This window comes from Kribbella flavida DSM 17836 (genome assembly GCF_000024345.1).
Taxonomy (GTDB): domain Bacteria; phylum Actinomycetota; class Actinomycetes; order Propionibacteriales; family Kribbellaceae; genus Kribbella; species Kribbella flavida.
This window is the reverse complement of sequence record NC_013729.1, coordinates 6267188-6284448: the sequence shown is the minus strand read 5'-3', so window position 1 is coordinate 6284448 and position 17261 is coordinate 6267188. Positions and strand designations below refer to the sequence as shown.

The 17261-nt window shown below is 71.8% G+C and carries 19 protein-coding genes; 13 read left to right on the top strand and 6 right to left on the bottom strand.

Features of this window, described 5'->3' with window-relative positions:
* Window positions 1–2: 2 nt before the first annotated feature.
* The 4 genes from KFLA_RS29015 to KFLA_RS29000 are packed head-to-tail and all read left to right on the top strand — an operon-like array spanning window position 3 to window position 4319.
* Window positions 3–824, top strand: a complete 822-nt coding sequence (locus tag KFLA_RS29015) for an ABC transporter ATP-binding protein (protein ID WP_012923405.1) — start codon at window positions 3–5, stop codon at window positions 822–824.
* A gap of 8 nt (window positions 825–832) precedes the next feature.
* Entirely contained in the window at window positions 833–1801 is a 969-nt protein-coding gene (locus KFLA_RS29010) for an iron-siderophore ABC transporter substrate-binding protein (protein ID WP_012923404.1), read from the top strand.
* The gene (locus KFLA_RS29005; protein ID WP_012923403.1) at window positions 1798–3888 is read left to right on the top strand and encodes an iron ABC transporter permease; all 2091 of its coding nucleotides are present in this window, start codon (window positions 1798–1800) and stop codon (window positions 3886–3888) included. The genes KFLA_RS29010 and KFLA_RS29005 overlap by 4 nt, the downstream gene beginning before the upstream one ends.
* 50 nt (window positions 3889–3938) lie before the next feature.
* Window positions 3939–4319 (top strand): hypothetical protein, encoded by a 381-nt coding sequence (locus KFLA_RS29000; RefSeq protein WP_049797453.1) that lies wholly within the window; start codon window positions 3939–3941, stop codon window positions 4317–4319.
* 29 nt (window positions 4320–4348) lie between these two features.
* Here the strand turns inward: KFLA_RS29000 and KFLA_RS28995 are convergent, their stop codons facing one another.
* Window positions 4349–4915: an HhH-GPD-type base excision DNA repair protein gene (locus tag KFLA_RS28995; RefSeq protein WP_012923401.1), complete on the bottom strand. Its 567-nt coding sequence runs from the start codon at window positions 4913–4915 to the stop codon at window positions 4349–4351.
* Between the two features lie 200 nt (window positions 4916–5115).
* Here KFLA_RS28995 and KFLA_RS28990 point away from each other — a divergent pair, with 200 nt between their 5' ends.
* Window positions 5116–5706, top strand: a complete 591-nt coding sequence (locus tag KFLA_RS28990) for a TIGR03086 family metal-binding protein (protein WP_012923400.1) — start codon at window positions 5116–5118, stop codon at window positions 5704–5706.
* Between the two features lie 66 nt (window positions 5707–5772).
* Here KFLA_RS28990 and KFLA_RS28985 read toward each other — a convergent pair whose 3' ends face one another.
* Window positions 5773–6990 carry an FAD-dependent monooxygenase gene (locus KFLA_RS28985; RefSeq protein WP_012923399.1) on the bottom strand — a complete coding sequence of 406 codons (1218 nt, stop codon included), beginning with the start codon at window positions 6988–6990 and terminating at the stop codon, window positions 5773–5775.
* 124 nt (window positions 6991–7114) lie between these two features.
* Here KFLA_RS28985 and KFLA_RS28980 point away from each other — a divergent pair, with 124 nt between their 5' ends.
* Together KFLA_RS28980 and KFLA_RS28975 are read left to right on the top strand one after the other, a co-directional pair.
* Window positions 7115–8026, top strand: a complete 912-nt coding sequence (locus KFLA_RS28980) for a GntR family transcriptional regulator (RefSeq protein WP_012923398.1) — start codon at window positions 7115–7117, stop codon at window positions 8024–8026.
* A 55-nt stretch (window positions 8027–8081) separates the two neighbouring features.
* Window positions 8082–8963, top strand: coding sequence for a hypothetical protein (locus KFLA_RS28975; protein ID WP_012923397.1), 882 nt, complete (start codon window positions 8082–8084; stop codon window positions 8961–8963).
* Between the two features lie 34 nt (window positions 8964–8997).
* On the opposite strand, the gene KFLA_RS28970 is transcribed toward KFLA_RS28975, so the two are convergent.
* Together KFLA_RS28970 and KFLA_RS28965 are read right to left on the bottom strand one after the other, a co-directional pair.
* Window positions 8998–9684: a class I SAM-dependent methyltransferase gene (locus tag KFLA_RS28970; RefSeq protein ID WP_012923396.1), complete on the bottom strand. Its 687-nt coding sequence runs from the start codon at window positions 9682–9684 to the stop codon at window positions 8998–9000.
* The gene (locus tag KFLA_RS28965) at window positions 9681–10100 is read right to left on the bottom strand and encodes an LIC_13387 family protein (RefSeq protein ID WP_012923395.1); all 420 of its coding nucleotides are present in this window, start codon (window positions 10098–10100) and stop codon (window positions 9681–9683) included. The genes KFLA_RS28970 and KFLA_RS28965 overlap by 4 nt, the downstream gene beginning before the upstream one ends.
* A gap of 113 nt (window positions 10101–10213) precedes the next feature.
* On the opposite strand from KFLA_RS28965, the gene KFLA_RS28960 reads away from it, so the two are divergent.
* Window positions 10214–10888 (top strand): SDR family NAD(P)-dependent oxidoreductase, encoded by a 675-nt coding sequence (locus KFLA_RS28960; protein ID WP_012923394.1) that lies wholly within the window; start codon window positions 10214–10216, stop codon window positions 10886–10888.
* A gap of 7 nt (window positions 10889–10895) precedes the next feature.
* On the opposite strand, the gene KFLA_RS28955 is transcribed toward KFLA_RS28960, so the two are convergent.
* Window positions 10896–11669, bottom strand: a complete 774-nt coding sequence (locus KFLA_RS28955) for a TetR/AcrR family transcriptional regulator (protein WP_012923393.1) — start codon at window positions 11667–11669, stop codon at window positions 10896–10898.
* Between the two features lie 97 nt (window positions 11670–11766).
* On the opposite strand from KFLA_RS28955, the gene KFLA_RS28950 reads away from it, so the two are divergent.
* From KFLA_RS28950 to KFLA_RS38015, 4 genes are all read left to right on the top strand, one after another.
* A complete protein-coding gene (locus KFLA_RS28950) occupies window positions 11767–12720 on the top strand; it encodes a daunorubicin resistance protein DrrA family ABC transporter ATP-binding protein (RefSeq protein WP_012923392.1) in 954 nt (317 codons plus the stop codon).
* The gene (locus KFLA_RS28945) at window positions 12717–13511 is read left to right on the top strand and encodes an ABC transporter permease (RefSeq protein WP_012923391.1); all 795 of its coding nucleotides are present in this window, start codon (window positions 12717–12719) and stop codon (window positions 13509–13511) included. The genes KFLA_RS28950 and KFLA_RS28945 overlap by 4 nt, the downstream gene beginning before the upstream one ends.
* A 128-nt stretch (window positions 13512–13639) precedes the next feature.
* Window positions 13640–15181 (top strand): LCP family protein, encoded by a 1542-nt coding sequence (locus KFLA_RS28940; protein WP_012923390.1) that lies wholly within the window; start codon window positions 13640–13642, stop codon window positions 15179–15181.
* 31 nt (window positions 15182–15212) lie between these two features.
* Window positions 15213–15350, top strand: coding sequence for a hypothetical protein (locus tag KFLA_RS38015; protein ID WP_012923389.1), 138 nt, complete (start codon window positions 15213–15215; stop codon window positions 15348–15350).
* Window positions 15351–15405: 55 nt separating this feature from the next.
* Here KFLA_RS38015 and KFLA_RS28935 read toward each other — a convergent pair whose 3' ends face one another.
* On the bottom strand, window positions 15406–15780 hold the full coding sequence (locus tag KFLA_RS28935; protein ID WP_012923388.1) for a YciI family protein: 375 nt from the start codon (window positions 15778–15780) through the stop codon (window positions 15406–15408).
* Between the two features lie 146 nt (window positions 15781–15926).
* Here KFLA_RS28935 and KFLA_RS28930 point away from each other — a divergent pair, with 146 nt between their 5' ends.
* The gene (locus KFLA_RS28930) at window positions 15927–17177 is read left to right on the top strand and encodes an RNA polymerase sigma factor (protein WP_012923387.1); all 1251 of its coding nucleotides are present in this window, start codon (window positions 15927–15929) and stop codon (window positions 17175–17177) included.
* The last annotated feature ends 84 nt before the right edge of the window (window positions 17178–17261 follow it).

The window sequence follows — 17261 nt, the reverse complement described above, 5'->3', positions numbered from 1 at the left end:
CCATGCGAGAGTCGGTGGGGCTGGCGGGTGCCGGGTTGCGGCTGGGGTACCACGGGCGTCAGGTGGTGACCGACGCCGCGGTGCGGATCGAGCCGGCTGCGGTGACCGCGCTGGTCGGGCCGAACGGCAGTGGCAAGTCGACGCTGCTGCGGGCGATGGCTCGGCTGCACCAGCCCGACGCCGGCAGCGTGACGCTCGCGGACGGGTCGGACGCGCTGGCGTTGTCGGCGAAGGAGTTCGCCCGCAAGGTCACCTTGCTGTCGCAGTCCCGCCCCACTCCGAACGGCGTCAGCGTGCGCGACGTCGTCGGCTACGGCCGGCACCCGTACCGCGGTCGCTGGCGCGCCGACGACCCGGACGGCGCGGCCGCGATCACGCACGCGATGGACGTCACCGGGGTCAGCGCGATGGCCGAGCGGGCCGTCGACGAACTGTCCGGCGGTGAGCTGCAGCGCGTCTGGCTGGCGACCTGTCTGGCCCAGGACACCGGCGTCCTGCTGCTCGACGAGCCGACCACCTTTCTCGACCTGCGCTACCAGATCGAGATCCTCGACCTGATGCGCGACCTGGCCGACGAGCACGGCGTGGCGGTCGGCGTCGTGCTGCACGACCTGAACCAGGCGGCCGACGTGGCCGACCGGGTCGTGCTGCTGCACCAGGGCCGGGTCCGCGCGACCGGCACGCCCGCGGAGGTCCTGCGGGCGGAGGCGTTGACCGAGGCCTACGGGATCCGGATCGACGTCGGCACCGATCCGGCCACCGGCCGGATCAGCACCCAGCCGGTCGGCAGGCACCTGCACCGGCACATCCTTCAAGACAGCTGAGGTCCCTGATGAGAAGAATCACCGCCCTGGCCGCCACGCTCCTGCTGGCCCTGACCGCCTGCGGCAGCAGCGAGACGCCGGAGCCGGCCGCGGCTGAGGCCTCCGCCGAGCCGGTCTCGCTGACCGACGCGCGTAACAAGAAGATCGACCTGCCGGCTCCCGCCACCAAGGTGGTCGGTCTGGAGTGGGGTGTGGTCGAGGGTCTGATCACGCTCGGCGTGATGCCGGTCGGTGTGGCCGACGTGAAGGGCTACAGCACCTGGGTGACCGCGGCGAAGCTCGACCCGTCGGTCAAGGACGTCGGCACCCGCGGCGAGGCCAGTGTCGACGCCATCGTCGGGCTCGACCCCGACCTGGTCGTCGTCACCACGGACGAGTCCGCGAGCACCATCGCGCAGATCGAGAAGGCCGCCACGGTCCTGGTCGTGCGCGGCGCGGACGCGGCGAACCCGATCCCACAGCTGAAGAAGAACCTCGAACTGCTCGGCGCCGCGGTCGGCAAGTCCGCCCAGGCCGCCGAGGCGAACGCCGCGTTCGACCGGGCGCTGGCCGACGGCAGGAAGAAGATCGCCGACGCGGGCAAGGCCGGCGAGAACTTCACCATGGCCGACGGCTGGAAGCAGGGCAGCTCGATCTCGATCCGGATGTTCACCACCGGCTCGATGCTCGGCGCGATCGCCGGTGAGCTGGGCCTGAAGAACAGCTGGACCGGCGCCGGCGACAAGGACTACGGCCTGGCCCAGACCGACATCGAGGGCCTGACCAAGCTGCCCGACGGCAACTTCCTCTACATCGCCTCCACCACCGACGGCGGCGACGTGTTCGGCGGCGACCTGGCCAAGAACGCGATCTGGAAGAACCTGCCGTTCGTGAAGTCGGGCAACGTGCACCGGCTGCCGGACGGCATCTGGATGTTCGGCGGGCCGAAGTCGATGCAGCAGTTCATCGACGCCACCGTGCAGGCAGTCACGTCTTGACCCAGCTGACCACCGAGCGGCCGCAGACCGCCGGGACCCTGCTGCCGGTACGCCGGATCCGCGTCGCCGGGGTGTTCGTGATCGCCCTGGCGGCGGTGGTCCTGCTCGCCGGGGTGCACCTCACCCAGGGCACTTCCTCGGTGGGCACCGGCGACCTGCTCCGGCTGGTGATCGGCCAGGGCACCGACAACTCGGCCAACGTGCTGGTCGCGTCCCGGCTGCCACGGTTGCTGGCCGGCGTACTGGTCGGGCTGGCGCTCGGTGTCGCGGGCGCGGGACTCCAGTCGCTGGCGCGCAACGCGCTCGCCTCGCCGGACACGCTCGGCGTCAACGCCGGCGCCTACCTGGCCGTCGTCGCGGTCGCGGCGTTCGGGGTGCCGTTGCCGGTGCTGCCGGCCGGTGGCGTCGCGTTCCTCGGGGGACTGGCGGCCGCGGTCCTGGTGCTCGCGTTGTCGGCCGGGGGAACGTCGGGCCCGACCCGGTTGATCCTCGCCGGGTCCGCGGTGGCGATGGCCCTGTCCGGGATCACCACGTTGTTGCTGCTGCTGTTCCGCGAGGAGACGGTCGGCACGTTCGCGTGGGGGAGCGGCTCGCTGGTGCAGACCGACCTGGACGCGGTCGGGCAGATGGCGCCGGTCGTCGTCCTGGGGCTGGCGGCATCGCTCTGGCTCGCGTCGCGGCTGGACATCCTGTCGCTCGGTGACGACACGGCGGCGGTGCTCGGTGTGCGCGTCCGGCGGACCCGGGTGCTGATCACCCTGGTCACCGTGATGCTGTCCGCGGCGGCGGTGACCGTCGCCGGGCCGGTGGGCTTCGTCGGGCTGGTCGCGCCGGTGCTCGTCCGGTTGGTCGCACCGCTCGTTCCGGGGCTGATGCGGCATCGCGTGCTGCTGCCGATGTCCGGGCTCGCCGGGATCCTGGTGGTGCTGCTCGCGGACGTCGTACTGCGGGCGCTGCTCGGTGGTCAGGCGGGCGTCGAGATCCCGACCGGCATCATGACCATGCTGGTCGGCGCCGGCGTCCTGGTCTGGCTGGCTCGCCGGTACCGCGATTCCGGGCCGAGCCGGACGCCGGCCGGGGCGTCCTCCGGGCTGCGCAGTACGCGGAGCTTCTGGATCGCGGTCGGGGTGCTGTCCGCGCTGCTGGTCGGTGCGCTGGTGCTGGCGATGCTCGCGGGCGATGCGTTCCTGCGCACCGGCGACATCACGAACTGGCTCAGCGGCCGGTCGGGGCGGGCGATCACGTACGTGCTCGACCAGCGGTTCCCGCGGGTGCTGTCGGCCGTGCTGTGCGGCGCGGCGCTGGCGATCGCCGGTGCGACCGTCCAGGCCGTCTGCCGCAACCCGCTCGCCGAACCGGGCATCCTCGGCATCACCGGCGGAGCCGGCGTGGGAGCGGTGGTGACGCTCATGGTGGTGCCCTCGGCAAGCATCTGGCTGCTGTCCGGGGTGGCGTCGGCGGCCGCGCTGGCCACCTTCGCGCTGGTCTACCTGGTGTCCTGGTCCGGTGGGCTCAGTTCGGACCGGCTGGTGCTGATCGGGGTCGGCGTCTCGTCGGCGACGACCGCGATCATCACCTTCGTCATCGTCTACACCGACCCGTGGAACGTCAGCATGGCGATGACGTGGCTGTCCGGCAGCACCTACGGCCGGACCCTGCCGCAGGTCGTACCGGTGACGGTCGCCCTGCTCGTGCTCACTCCGGTGATCGTTCTGGCCCGCCGGGAGCTCGACCTGCTGTCGCTCGACGACGACGTACCGCGCATCCTCGGCGTACGGCTGGAACGGACGCGCCTGCTGGCCTTGGCGGCCGCCGCCCTGCTCACCTCGGCCGCCGTCTCCGCCATCGGGGTGGTCGGCTTCGTCGGACTGGTCGCCCCGCACGCCGCCCGGGCGCTGGTCGGCGGCCATCACAGCCGCCTGCTGCCGGTCGCCGCACTGCTGGGCGCGGTCCTGGTCTCGGTCGCCGACACACTCGGCCGGACCCTCCTGGCGCCCGCTCAGATCCCCGCCGGTCTGCTCACCGCCATGATCGGCGCTCCGTACTTCGTCTACCTGCTCTGGCGCACCCGAACCACCAAGGCTTGAGCCCCCGAGGGCCTCCAGAGGGCTGGACTCGCGACTGGCAGACTGGCTGCGTGAGTTCAGCCCTCGAGGTGGTGCTGAGTCTGCTGGTCCGGGACCTGCAGAGCACTGGTGGGATCAGCTTGCAGGTGCGGGACGAGCCGGTGAACGGCGATTCGGAGTACGAGTCGGTGTGGCTGCTGTCGCGCGATGGGTCGCGGACGGGGCTGTTGGCTCCGCTCGCGATGGCCGAACCTGACCGGGTGGTGCACGTCGCCGATCAGGTGCAGGAGTTCGTGCACGAGGAGCTGTGGGGGCTCGGCCGGCCGGCCACCTGGCCGGAGTGCCTGGAGCACCCCGGGACACATCCGCTCCAGCCGGAGCGCACGCCGAAGGGGCCGGGCTGGGTGTGCCCGAAGTCCGGGCACACCGCGGGCTGCATCGGCGAGCTGTAGCGCCGGCTGCAGCCGGGAAGGGCGCAGCGTCAGCCGGCGGACTTGGCGGCGGCCTTCTTCTGCTGCTTGTACTCGCGGACCTTGCGCAGCGAGTCGGCGTCCACGACGTCCGCGACCGAGCGGTAGCCGTCCAGGGCGTAGTCACCGGCGGCCTGCTCCCAGCCATCGGGGCGGACGCCGAGCTGCTTGGCGAGCAGGGCGACGAAGATCTGCGCCTTCTGCTTGCCGAAGCCCGGCAGCTCCTGGATCCGCTTGAGCAGCTCCTTGCCGGTGTCCGGCTCGGTCCACAGGCGGGTCACGTCACCGTCGTACCGGCTCTCGATCAGTGCGGCGAGCTCCTGCAGCCGGGTCGCCATCGAGCCGGGGAAGCGGTGGATGGCCGGCGGCTGACTGCACAGTTCCTTGAACGCCTCAGGGTCCGCTGCGGCGATGGCGGCCGGGTCGAGGGTGCCGAACCGGTTGAGCACCTTCCAGCCGCCTCGGAACGCGTGCTCCATGCCGTACTGCTGGTCGAGCATCATGCCGACGAGCACCGCGAACGGGTACTGGTCGAGGACCTGGTCGGCGGCCGGCTCGTTCGCGATCTGGAAGCCCATGCCTGCATCGTGCCACGACACCCGGGCCGATCCCGACGCCGACCGCACCGTCGACCAGGACCGTGCCGTCGGGCACCGCGAACAGAGCTGGACCTCCCGACCGCCGGGTGCGGGTTATCCCCTGATCCGCGCCGATCGCGGCGCCGCGCGGCGGGCCCGGGCCTATGCTCGGCTGGGCAGGCCGACGGGAGGGGACACGGATGGACATCCGGGATCTGGATCGACGGGCCGGAGCGGTGCTCGGCGAGGTGGTCATGCAGGTACGGGCCGAGCACCTGTGGTTCCCGACACCCTGCCCCGACTGGACCGTGCGCGGCCTGCTCCGGCACATCGTCAGCGAGAACGAGGGGTTCGCCGCCGCCGCGATCAACGGGTCGGCGCCGGTGCAGACGTGGACCGGTGGCCGGCTCGGTGACAACCCGGCGGGCGCGTACCGGCGGTCCAACGTGAAGGTCGCGGACGCGTTCGCCGACGGCGGGGCGCTGGACCGGGCGATGGAGGTGCGCGAGTTCGGCACCTTCCCGCGCCGGGTCGCGCTGACCTTCCACCAGCTCGACTGCATCGTGCACGCCTGGGACCTGGCCCGGGCGATCGACGCCCCGTACGACCCGCCGGCGGAGATGGTCGAGATGGCGCTCGGCCTGGCCCGGCGCATCCCCGACACCGACGCGAGCCGCGGCCCCGGCGCCGCCTTCGAACGCGCCGTCAAGGTCCCCGGCGACGCCTCCGACCTCGACACCCTGCTCGCCCTGCTCGGCCGCAACCCGGACTGGGTCTCGCCGCTCGACTGAGCGCCGGGCCGGCCGCCTCGCACCCCCGCCCGGACCGCATCTGAGGCGCACGTCGCTTCGTTGGCGTCATTCTCGGCTCGGAGTGGCCGGAGTGAGGCTCGGGTAGTCGGCCGGCGTGATCGCGTCCGGCCGCGCCGCGGCCGCCTTCGCCAGGATGCCGCGCAGCGGCCGGGACGTCATCAGCCGGATCATCGCGTCCCGCCCGCGGATCCCGGCCGCGGTCATCGGCATCGCCCCCTCGATCCCGCCGGGCGGCAGCTCGGACCGCTGCGCCACGTAGTCCCGCATCAGCCGCTGGTACGCCGGGAACGCGCGCGTGTGGTCGCCGTCGGAGGTCAGCTCCCCGGCCAGCACGTACGCGCCGACCAGCGACAACGCCGTACCGTGGCCGGCCAGCGGCGAACCGCAGTACCCGGCGTCCCCGAGCAGCACGACGCGGCCGCGCGACCACTCCGGTACGACGACGCTGCTGGTGCTGTCGAAGTAGAAGTCCTCGGTCGCGGTCATTGCCTCGAGCACGTGCGGGGTGTGCCAGCCGACGCCCTGGAACGTCTGCCGCAGCAGCTGTTTCTGCTCGGCCACGTCGTGCCGGTCGTAGCTGAGGACCGGCGAGCGGAAGGTGAGCAGGGCCCGGACGAACCGGGGGTCGTGGTCCGGCCGGAGCCCGACCCACCGGCCGCCCGGCACGGTGTGGATCTTCATCCACCCGTCGAGCGGCTCCGGTGCGGGAACGGTGAAGGACGATCCGTAGCCGCCCAAGTGGTGCACGAACCGCTCCTCCGGGCCGAAGGCGAGCGCGCGCACCCGCGAGTGCACCCCGTCCGCGCCGACGACCAGGTCGAACCGGCGCTCGGCACCTCGGTGGAAGGTCACCCGGACGCCGTCGTTTTCCTGGACCAGCCCGGTGATCGTGTCGCCGTAGACGTACTCGACGTCCGGCGTCGCTGCCAGCAGGATCGCCGACAGGTCGCCGCGCAGGATCTCGATCTCGGCGACCGGTCCGGCCCCGTCGAGCAGCTCGGTCGGCAGCGCCGCCGCCCGCCGCCCGTTCGCGCGCACGTACGCCAGCCCCTTCTCGTGCAGTTGGCGCGCCTGGATCGCCGGCATCACGCCCATCCGGGTCACCACCTCGCGGGCGACGCCGCGCAGGTCGACGGTCTGGCCGCCCGGCCGTGGCGCCGGCGCGACCTCGACCACGGTCGGGGTGCACCCGGCGCGCTGCAGCCAGTAGGCCAGGGCCGGTCCGGCGATCCCGGCGCCGGAGATCAGTACTCGCTTCGTCATGGTCGGTCCCCTTGCTGGGCTAGTGCGCTGTACGGTGTACGCAGCAACCGTGCCAAGCGGCCCGAGACACCGTCCAGCCGACGAGCAGGTGCTCTAGTGCACCGGTCACCTGAAGGAGCGAACCGTGCCAGCGCCCTACCAGCGGATCGCGGCAACGATCCGGCACCGGATCAGTACCGGCGACCTCCGGCAGGGGGACCGGGTGCCCTCGACCCGCGAGCTGATGCGTGCGTACGGCGTCGCGATGGCGACCGCGACCAAGGCGCTCACCACGCTGCAGCAGGAGGGCTTGGTGCACTCGCGCCCAGGGGTCGGCACGGTGGTCGGACCGCCGCGGCGCACGCCGGCCCGGACCAGCGAGGTGGTCTCCGTGCTGAGCCGCGAGGACGTGGTCCGGACGGCGATCACCCTCGCCGACACGGAAGGGCTGGCGGCGCTGTCGATGCGCCGGATCGCCGGCGAGCTGGGGGTCTCGACGATGGGCCTGTACCGCCACGTCGGCGGCAAGGACGCGCTGGTGCTGCAGATGGTCGACACGGCGATCGGTGACTTCCCGCTGCCGCCGGGTCCGCCGGCCGGTTGGCGCGAGGGCATCGAGACGGCCGCGCGGCTGCAGTGGGCGGCGTACCGGCGGCATCTCTGGCTGCCGGGCGCGATCACGGTCGGCCGACCGCAGCTCGTGCCGAACCTGCTGTCGCACGGAGACGCGGTGCTGCGCTCGCTCACCGACCTCGAACCGAGCAAGGCGCTGTACGTCTCGATCTCGGTGTTCGGCTACGTGCGCGGCGTCGCGCTGAACCTGGAGTCCGAGGCGCTCGCCGAGCAGGACACCGGGCTGACCGCCGACGAGTGGGCCGACGAGCAGGTCGACCGGCTGGCGGCGCTGACCGGCGAACTGCCCGGGTTCAAGGCGCTGGGCGTGCCGGAAGGGTTCGCGTTCGATTTCGATCTCGACACACTGTTCGAGTCGGGGCTGGAACTCCTGCTCGACGGCCTGGCCGTGCAGCTCGAACGGGCACGCACGCCGCTACGCTGAGTGTCGGGACCGGCTGCCGGCCGGAGCCGAGGAACCGGTGGACTGGGAGGTGCCGATGGGGCCGGATCCGGTGTTCGCGCCCGACGTACCGGTCGAGGTACGCCGGTTGTACGAGCGCAGCCCCGAGCTGTTCGTGCCCGCCGGACAGCCGCGGCCGAAACGGCGTACGGCGTGGTCGGAGGCGCCCGGCAACACTCTCGGATCGCTGTTGGTGTGGCTGGCGGTCTGTGTCGGCGGCTGGATCGTGGCGTTGATCGTGATGGCCCTCACGCTGCCGCCCGAGGTCGCGGCGTGGGCTTCGGTCGCGCTCGCCGGGGTAGCGGTGGTGGCGACCGGGGCAGTCGCGGTGCGGCCGGCGATCGAGGACCGGTCGCGCAAGGCAGTGCGGCGGCAGCACGGCAAGTACCTGCTGGCGGAGGACTTCGACGAGCCGGCCGGGCGGTTGCTGGCCCGGGCCCAGCGCGCGGTGAAAACGGTGCTGGAGGCAACGGTCACCCGGCAGGGACTGCTCGACGAGATGCAGAACGAGCTGGTCCTGCCCGAGCAGCTGTGGGACATCGGTCAGGTGCTGCACGAGCAGTCGGTGCTGCGCGCCCGCCAGCACGAGGTCGCCCGGGGGATGGCGACGGCGGAGCTGGAGGCCGTGCTCGGCCCGCAACGACGCGCGCTGGACCGGTCGGTCGACGCGATCAAGCGCAAGGTGCAGCTCCTGGAGCAGTACGCCGAGCGCGTTCGCTCCGCCGACGCCGCACTGCGCGCGGAGGCCGCTCTCGAGGACGGCGACCGCTACATCGAGCTGCTCGCCCGCACCGAACCCGCCGGCGACACCTCCGTGGTCCAGAGCTTCGCCGACGAGGCCACCGCCCTCAAGGACACCCTCACCCGCACGATCGACGCCGCCCGCGCCGCCGGCCGTACGCTCGCCCTTCCCGACTAGTCACCCGTCCAGCGCCCGCCAGGCCAAGGATCCGTCAAGGGCTGGGTACCCGGTCGCCCGGCGCGAGGGCCTGGAAGAGCGCCATCGCGCCGTGCAACTCGATTCGGTACGTCGCGAAGCGCTGGGCCAAGGCCTGGTCCAGGTCGGACAGGGTGTCGCTCGTGTTGTGGAAGACGCCTTGGCGGTTGAGCAGGTGCAGGGCGACGCGGGCGGCCGGGCTGTGGGGGACTCCGACGTCGAGGATTGTGCTGCCGAAGATCCTGGCGCCCGGTTCCAGGTACGGGATGATGCGGTCGAACACGCCGGCCTTGGCGCTGATCGGGCCGGGGATGCAGTGAAGCACCATGTTCAGACCGGCGGAGTCGAAACGGTTGTCGCCCAGTGCCAAGGGCTCCAGGACGTTGCGCAGGTGCGTCGTCGGGTTGTACCGGCGAAGGCGGTGGGCGGCTGTTGTCAGGACATCAGGATTCAGGTCCAGCAAGGTGAGCTGCGGCCGCCGGACCCCGAAGGTGCACCGGTCGAGGAAGTAGCCCGTGCCGGGGCCCAGGTCCAGATGGCGGGCGCCGATGTTGCGCTGGTAGAGCTCGAGCATCGTGCGCGGCGGACATCGCCAGAGCAGGCGGCAGTTGACCTCCAGAACTGCGAGGTCGTACCACCGGAGCATGGCGGTGGAGTACTGCGCGGCACCGGCCCGTACGTCGGCCTCGTCGGGCGGCGTCATGCCAGCGACAGGGCGAAAGCGGTGGCCAGGCAGGTGAGACCCAGTGCCGCGACCACGGTGGGCGGGCGGAAGAAGAACCGGCCCGCGACGGCCAGGTAGACGACGGCGACGACCAGGCCGGCCAGCACGAAGACGCCGCTGTCGGAGAATTCGTCGCCGGCCCGGAGGGCGAGCACGACCAGCGCGCCGGCGAACTGCAGCAGGCCCAGGCTGTGGCTCAGGTTGAAGCCGAGCCACGCGCGCCAGAAGGTGGCCCCGGGCATGGCGCTCACTCCGGTGTTCTTCAGCGTCTGCAGGACCGACGGGTCCGTCGGCACGAACGATCGTTCGTGCCGCACGTCGCGCAGCGCGAGCACCGCGTGGCCGGTGCCGAGCAGGGCGTACAGGAACGCGGCCAGCAGCAGGGCGATTCTCATGGCGACCTCCGTTCTCGCTTCGGCGCCTCGAGCGGACGCCCTGCCACGAATATACGGTTCCGTATATTCGTGCCGGAGAGAGGGTCCCCGGCGGCCGTACTACGCTGCCCGGTATGACGCGGAGCGTGATTGTTGCCGGGGGCACCGGTGGGCTGGGGTCGGCGGTGACGGCGGAGTTGCTGACCGCCGGGTGGCGGGTCGTCGTACCGGGGCGGAGTGAGCAGTCGCTGGCAGCGCTGGGGACGCACGAGGCGCTGGCGCCGATCGTGGCGGATCTGTCGGACCCGGCGGGAGCGGCCGACGTGGTCGCGCTGGCGACGGCCGAGCCGGAGGCGCCGCTGGCGGCGTTGGTGAACCTCGTCGGAGGGTTCGCGGCCGGGCCGCGGGTGCACGAGACGCCGGTCGAGGACTTCGAGCGCCAGCTGGCGCTCAACCTGCGGCCGCTCTACCTGATCACCCAGGCCGCCGTGCCGCACCTGATCGCGAACGGCGGCGGGGCGATCGTCTGTACCTCGAGCCAGACCGCGCTCAAGCCGTTCTCCGGTGCGGCGGGTTACGTCACCGCCAAGGCCGGAGTCCTGGCGTTCGCCGACACCCTCGCGGTCGAGTACGCCAAGGACCACCTCCGGGTCAACACCCTGCTGCCCGGCGTCATCGACACCCCCGCCAACCGCCGAACGATGCCGAACGCCGACCCCGCCGGGTGGACTCCGCCGTCCCGGATCGCCGGCGTCGTGCGCTACCTGATCGAAAACGAAGGCATCACCGGCGCCCGCCTCCCGGTCTGAGGCCGGGCTACTTCTTCCGCTGCTCGATGAGCAGGGCGATGCCGTCCAGGATGCGGTCGAGGCCGAACCGGAAGGCGTGGCCGGCGTCCAGCGTCGCCTGGTGTTCCTGGCCGGCTGAGTTGCCGACGCGACCGGCCACCGGAAAGCGGTCGGCGAGGCCGGCCATGTAGCGGTCGAGCAGCGGAGCTGTCGTCACCCACCACTCCTCGTCGGTCAGTCCGCTCTCCTGCTGCGTCCGCTCGTGCTCGGCCGCCGCCCGTGCCGTGCCCTGGATGTGCGTCAGCAGCAGGGTCAGTGCCGAGTCCATCTCCACGTCGCTCAGCCCGAGCCCGTCCAGCGGACGCAGTTCCGCCTCGTACTTGGCGGTGATGTTCGGCCCGAGCGCGGTCCGGAGCGTCGGCACCTCGTGGATCCACGGGTGCGCCATCAGCACCTCCCAGTTCCGCCGGGCGACGAACTCCAGCCCGCCCCGCCACCCGCCCGGCTGCCGGACCGGCTCGTCCGCGTCCGCGTACAGGTCGGCGTACACGGTGTCGAACATCAGCGCGGTCAGCTCGCCCTTGCCGGGTACGTGCGTGTAGAGCGACATCGTGCCGGCCTTCAACTGCTCGGCGACCTGGCGCATCGACACCGACTCCAGCCCGTTGGCGTCGGCCAGCGCGATCGCCGTCTCGACGATCGCCCGCACCGTCAGGCCGGACCGGCCGGGCTTGCTGTGACTGCCCCAGAGCAGGGCCAGGCTGCGCGCCGGGTCGGGCGCCGCGGACTTCTGTGCACTCACCGGGAACTCGCTCCTGCCGTTCGACGTTGACTCGATCGTACCCTGAGTCGTACGGTGTACGGTACGAAGTACGAAAGCTCCGGCGGATGAGGTGGACGTGCCAGCAGAACGCGTGATCGTGGCGAACGACGTGCGCAAGAACTACCCCGGCGGCACCGAGGGGGCGGGCCTGAACGGGTTCGACCTCGAGGTGTCGGCCGGGTCGGTGGTGGGACTGCTCGGGCCGAACGGGGCCGGCAAGACCACCGCGATCCGAATCCTGTCCACCCTGCTCGCGATGGACTCCGGCGAGGCGACCGTCGCCGGGTACGACGTCCGCCGTCAGGGGCAGGAGGTCCGGCGGCGGGTCGGCCTGGTCAGCCAGTTCGCAGCCGTCGACGAGGTGCTCACCGGCCGGCAGAACCTGGTGCTGTTCGGCCGGCTCAACCACCTGTCCCGCCCGGCGGCGGTTCGCCGGGCGGACGAGCTGCTCGAACAGTTCTCCCTGCAGGACGCGGCAAACCAGGCCGCCGCCAAGTACTCCGGCGGGATGCGCCGCCGCCTCGACCTGGCCGCCAGCCTGATCGTCGCGCCGGCGCTGCTGTTCGTCGACGAGCCGACCACCGGGCTGGACCCGGCCGGCCGGCGGGAGGTCTGGTCCGCGATCCGCGGCCTGGTCCAGGGCGGGACGACGGTGCTGCTGACCACGCAGTACCTGGAGGAGGCCGACCAGCTCGCCGACCGGATCTCGATGCTGCGGGCCGGCAAGGTGGTTGCCGAAGGCACCCCCGACCAGTTGAAGGCCGAGCTCGGCGCGGACTGGCTGGACCTGGTCCTGAGCGATCCGGCCGACGTACCCAGGGTGCTGGCCATCGTCGAGTCGGCGGCCGACGGGGAGGTGCGGGTCGACGAGCTCACCGTCAGCGTGCCGGTCCGCGACCGGACGAGGGCGCTGGTGGAGGTCGCCAAAGCGCTGCACGACGCACAGATCGAACCGGAGGACATCACGTTGCGACGACCGACCCTGGACGAGGTCTTCCTGCACCTGACCGGAGCGGGGGTGCCGGCATGACGAACCGCTTCGGCTGGGCACTGACCGACAGTTGGACGATCGCGCAGCGCACGTTGATGCACTGGCGCATGCAGCCGGGGCTGATGATCTTCGGCTGGCTGTTCCCGGTCATGATGCTGCTGGTGTTCGGCTCCCTGCTCGGCGGTGCGATGCAGCGCCCCGAGGGCCAGTCGTACTACGACCTGCTGGTGCCGGGCATGTTCGCGCTGGCCATGCTCTTCGGGCTGGAAGGCACGATGACCGCGGTCACCACGGACGCGGCCAAAGGGGTGACGGACCGGTTCCGCTCGCTGCCGATGAGCTCGGCCGCGGTGGTGCTCGGCCGGTGCATCGCGGACATGCTCGACTCGATCGTGGCGCTGACCGTGCTCGCCGCGGCCGGGCTCGCGGTCGGCTGGCGCTGGCACGGGTCGCTGCTGGAGGCGCTGGCGGCGTTCGGGCTGCTTCTGCTGCTGCGGTTCGCGCTGCTGTGGATCGGCATCTTCATCGGGCTGTCGGTGCGCAACGCGCAAAGTGTCACCGCGGTCCAGGTGCTGATCTGGCCGGTCGGGTTCTTGTCCAGCGCGTTCGTCGACACCGTGACGATGCCGTCCTGGCTGGGCGCGATCGCGCAGTGGAACCCGATGTCGTCGACCGCGACCGCGGCCCGGTCGCTGTTCGGCAACCCCGGCGGCGAGGCCGGGTCCTGGATCGGTGAGCACGCGACCGTCGCGGCGGTGATCTGGCCGCTACTCCTGGTCGCGGTCTTCCTGCCGCTGTCGGCGCGCAGGTTCCGGCGACTGTCCCGCTGATCCCCGGCCGGGTGGCGCGTGAGCCAGTACACTTTCCATCGAGGTAAACCGTTCGATCCCGTCCGACGTCCGACAGGTGTGTGGCCTGGGTACCAGTACGCCAGGCCAGGGGTATCGACAGGGGAGCCATGGGGCGTCGTCCACGCGTCACCCGCGCCAAGGGCAGCGGCACCGCCTCCGCGGAGGGGCGGTCCGGTCGCGCCCGGACCGTTCCGCGGTCACTGGCGCTGACGCTGCTCGGCGCGCTGCTGCCGGGCCTCGGCCTGATCATCGGCGGCCGCCGACGGATCGGCGCGGCGGTGCTCACCGTCTTTCTCGGCCTGGTCGGCGCCGGCCTGTACGCCGGGTTCTGGCGGCGCGGCGACGTCGTGCAGTCGACGGTCGTCCCGAGCCGGCTGCTGCTCGCCGGGATCGCGATCGCCGTGCTCGCGCTCGGCTGGATCGTGGTCGTCGTCACCTCCCACCGGTTGTTGCGTCCGGCAACGGGTGGGACGGCGGGCCGGGTGGTCGGGGCGGTCTTCGTCGGCCTGCTCTGCTTCGCCATCACGGCGCCGGCCACGGTCGGCGTCCAGAACGTGCTGGCCCAGCGCGACCTGGTGCAGAACGTGTTCGTCTCGCAGGGGGAGAGCAAGAGCGCGACCCGGCCGTCCACGGTCAACGTGAAGGACCCGTGGGAGGACAGACCACGACTGAACCTGCTGCTGCTCGGCGGCGACGACGGCAGGGGCCGGACCGGTGTCCGGACCGACACGGTGATCGTCGCCAGCATCGACACCCGGACCGGTGACACCGCGCTGATCTCGCTGCCGCGGCAGCTCACCTTCATGCCGTTCCCGAAGGACTCGCCGCTGCACAAGGCCTACCCGAACGGCTTCGGCCGGGAGGGACTCAGCCTGACCGGCCGGCTGGAGTGGATGCTGGCCGCGATGTACCAGAACGTCCCGGCGATGCACCCCGGCATTCTCGGCCCGTCCGACAACGAGGGCGCCGACGTGGTCAAGCAGGCCGCCGGCGAGGCGACCGGGCTGCCGATCGACTACTACCTGCAGGTCAACCTGCAGGGTTTCGACCAGATCGTCGACGCGCTCGGCGGGATCACCGTGAACGTCAACGAACGGGTCGCGATGGGCGGCATCAGCAGTGCCAACATCCCGCCCAGCCAGTGGATCGAGCCCGGCCCGAACCAGCACCTGGACGGCTTCCGCGCGCTGTGGTTCGCCCGCGGCCGGTACGGCGCCGACGACGACCAGCGGCAGGTCCGCCAGCGCTGCGCGATCAAGGGCATCGTGGACGCGGCCGACCCGGCCACGCTGGCGACGAAGTACCAGGCGATCGCCCGGGCCGGCAAGAACCTGCTGCGCACCGACATCCCGCAGGAACTGCTGCCGGCGCTGGTCCAGCTCGGTCTGCGGGTGAAGTCGGGCACCGTGTCCAACGTGCCGCTGGACGTGTCGAAGCTGCGCCTCAAGTACCTGCACCCCGACTACGAGGGCCTGCGCGAGACCGTGCGGAAGGCGCTGGAGCAGAAGCCGCCCACCCCGCCGCCGCCCAGCACTCCCGCGCCGACCAAGCCCGGCGTGCTCAACAAGCCGGGCCCGGTCGCGACCACGCCGGCCGGCCCCACCGAGGACCTGCGTGACGCCTGCGCCTACCACCCGACCGGCAACTGACGCACCGCGTCAGTCGCCGGTGGAGCCACGGGTGCCCGCTGAAGACGAAGAAGGCGGTCGAGGACTTCGGCTCGACGTGGCGCTCGACGTGCTGGAATCGCACGGCCTGGCCGTCCGGATCGGCGTCCTGCGGGGCGAGAACACCGGCAAGATGCTCGTCCGGCGGTGACGCCACATCCGAGGAACCCTGCGCTCCGGGGCAGGGTTCCTCGGACGCGACGCGCTCAGGTGAACAGGTCGGAATCGGGGCCGAAGTCGGCCTCGTCGACGACCCGGCGGACCTCGACCTCGTCGTTCAGCGCCTCGGCCAGCCGGGCGGCCCACTCGATCGCCTCGTCCTTGCTGCGTACGTCGATGATGATGATGCCGCCGACCAGCTCCTTGGTCTCCGCGAACGGGCCGTCGGTCACCGTGCGCTTGCCGCCGGACACCTTCACCCGGGCCCCCAGCGCGCTGCGGTGCACGCCCTCGGCCACCAGCAGCACGCCGGCCTTGGACAGCTCGTCGACCAGCTGGCCGACGTTCTGAGCGATCTCGTCGCTCACCATCTGCCCGGCTTCGCTCTGCTCGTCGCTCTTGTTGATGATCATGAAACGCATCTGCGCCACTCCCTTGCTCGTCGGTTCGGTCCTTACTCTCACGTCGACCGGGTCACCGCCGGATCGACACCCGGGCGACGGCCCTTTTCGGCGGCCGGGAGGTGGCCGGCTTGCCCTGACCCCGGGCGTGCTGTTCTATCGGTCGGGTGACGGACACGCACGGGGCGATCGACGCGGTCTGGCGGATCGAGTCGGCCAGGATCGTCGCCGGGGTCGCCCGGATCGTGCGCGACGTCGGCCTGGCCGAGGAGCTGGCCCAGGACGCCCTGGTCACCGCGCTCGAGCAGTGGCCCGACTCCGGCGTACCGCGGAACCCCGGCGCCTGGCTGATGGCGATCGCCAAGCGGCGCGCGATCGACCTGATCCGGCGCAAGGAGACCTACCAGCGCAAGCTCGCCGAGCTGGGCCACGAGCTGGAGATCGACGGCGACTCCGTCGAGGACGACGTGGAGGCGATTCTCGAGGACACCATCGAGGACGACCTGCTCCGGCTGGTCTTCACCGCCTGCCACCCGGTGCTCACCACCGACGCCCGGGTCAGCCTGACGCTGCGGCTGCTCGGCGGCCTGAAGACCGACGAGATCGCCCGCGCGTTCCTGGCTCCCGAGGCGACGATCGCGCAGCGGATCGTCCGGGCCAAGCGCAACCTGGCCAAGGCCGGGGTGGAGTTCGAGGTGCCGGCCGGCGACGAACTGCTCGACCGGCTGTCGTCGGTGCTCGAGGTCGTCTACCTGATCTACAACGAGGGCTACTCGGCCACCGCCGGCGACGACTGGATGCGCCCGGCGCTGTGCAACGAGGCGATGCGACTGGGCCGGTTGCTCGCCGAGCTGATGCCGCAAGAGCCCGAGGTGCACGGCCTGCTCGCGCTGATGGAGCTGCAGTCGTCCCGCGCCAAGGCTCGGATCGGGCCGTCCGGCGAGCCGGTGCTGCTGCTCGACCAGGACCGTCGCCGGTGGGACCGGCTGCTGATCCGTCGCGGGCTGGAGAGCATCGACCGGGCCTGGGCGCTCGACGGACAACCCGGTCCGTACCTGCTGCAGGCCGCGATCGCCGCCTGCCACGCCCGCTCCGCCGAGGCCGACGACACCGACTGGGCCCGCATCGCCGGCCTGTACGCCGTGCTGGCGCAGGTGGCGCCGTCGCCGGTGGTCGAGCTGAACCGGGCGGTCGCGATCTCGATGGCGTTCGGGCCGGAGAACGGCCTGATCGCGGTGGACGCGCTGGCCGGCGAACCGGCGCTGAAGGACTACCACCTGCTGCCGAGCGTGCGCGGCGACCTGCTGTTCAAGCTCGGGCGGCGCGACGAGGCCCGGGCCGAGTTCGAGCGGGCCGCCGCTCTGACGCGGAACGAGCGCGAGCGGGCGCTGCTGCTGGACCGGGCCGCGGCCTGCTGAAAGCAGGTCGCGGGCGGTGTCGATCTGCCGCCGGGGTGTTCGACGCAGTGGTGTGAGGCCGGGGACGCGGCCCACCACCACGCG